At 50.9% G+C, this 1,478-nt stretch carries 2 protein-coding genes; both read right to left on the bottom strand.

Annotated elements, in window-relative coordinates:
• Positions 1 to 239 (bottom strand): type IX secretion system membrane protein PorP/SprF (locus EGI32_RS11140; protein WP_255155445.1); only part of this gene is annotated, 239 nt, incomplete at its 3' end.
• A gap of 4 nt (positions 240 to 243) precedes the next feature.
• The coding region (locus EGI32_RS11145; RefSeq protein WP_255155446.1) for a gliding motility-associated C-terminal domain-containing protein at positions 244 to 1,478 on the bottom strand (1,235 nt) is incomplete at its 5' end.

Below are 1,478 nucleotides of genomic sequence, written 5' to 3' on the forward strand. Positions count from 1 at the left end.
TCGGTGTTGATATCGGCAGTAAGCCCGGTGGTGGAAAAGGCATCGGTAATGCTTGCCCATTGATTTCTGTAGGTAGCCGCCACCCTGTAATCGCCATTGATCAACCCGGCCATGGCAGGATTGAGGTATAGCGGGTACATGTAATACTGTGATGTATGCGGATCTACCTGGCATTTTGCGGCAGGTGCCAGCAATGCTGTGAAAGCGAGTGTAGCCAGCAGGCTGTATAATTTTTTCATTTGCTTATCTTAATAAAGTCACTGAACCTTTTTTGTTGATGATGCTGTTGTCGAGCATGACTGCTTTGAGTACATATATATATACTGTACCCGGTTGCAGTTTACCTTTTGCAGTGCCATCCCATCCTCCGTTGATGTTGCTAGTGCGGAAGATCATTTCGCCCCATTGGTTGAAGATGCTGAACTCCATACTCTTCAGGGTAGTGCTGTACACTTTCAACACATCGTTTTTACCATCGCCGTTTGGAGTAAAAACATTCGGCACAAATACCTCGTGTTTTTCCGGAGCTGATACGATGATGCTCACAGAAGCTGTATCGATACAACCCGCAGCCGACAATGCCACTGCACGATAAGTAGCATTTGCCGAAGCAACCAGCGCTTGCGTTAATGAAGTCTGGTTAGTAAATGTCGCCAGCGGCAACCAGGCGGTCACCTGGTAGTTGGTACCTGCCGATGTGCTGAGCGTAAATGCATTGCCTTGCGGCACCGTAGTGGCTGATGCAGTAAGGTTTAGGGTAAAATCATTTACCGTAACCACCGTGGTAACTGCTTTGCTGCAACTTCCGCTGGTTACTGTATAACTGATGGTGGTATTACCGGCGCTTATACCGGTTACCACTCCGGTATTACTTACTGTTGCAACAGCCGTATTGCTGCTGCTCCAGGTGCCGCCTGCGGTTGGGTTGGCAAGTGTGGTGCTGTTGGCTCCTGCTGCGCAAATGGAAGTGTTACCGGTGATCGCTGCAACAGTGATATCTGTTACTGTTACAGTTATCTGTGCACGCGGACTTTCACATCCACCGTTCGATTGGGATACAAAATAGTTGATGCTTCCGGCAGTATTGGTGGCAGGTACGGGCGCTGTGGCCGAACCAGTTCCGCCTGTTGCGCCGGCATACCATAAAAGGTTAGAGCCTGTAGCAGTCAATGCAACCGCGGTCGCGTTGAGGCAATAGGTCACCGGTGACGTGACTACCGGAGCCAGCGGGCTCGCTGGAACCGCATTTACGGTTGCGGTAGCAGTGGAAGTACAGCCTGCGGCGTTACGTAGTGTAATCGTGTAAGTATTTGGTGCAAGACCGGCAAATGTGGTGCTTGTCTGGAAAGTGGTTCCGTTGATACTGTATTCCAGGCCGGTGCCGGTTGGTGCCGTAATTACGATCGTTCCGGTTGGAGTGGCACAGGTAGGTTGGGTGACTGTAGCCGTGGCTGCAGCCGGTGCTGATGGAGCGGCAT

Origin of the sequence: Ferruginibacter sp. HRS2-29, assembly GCF_024343615.1 — a bacterium.
Lineage (GTDB): Bacteria > Bacteroidota > Bacteroidia > Chitinophagales > Chitinophagaceae > Ferruginibacter.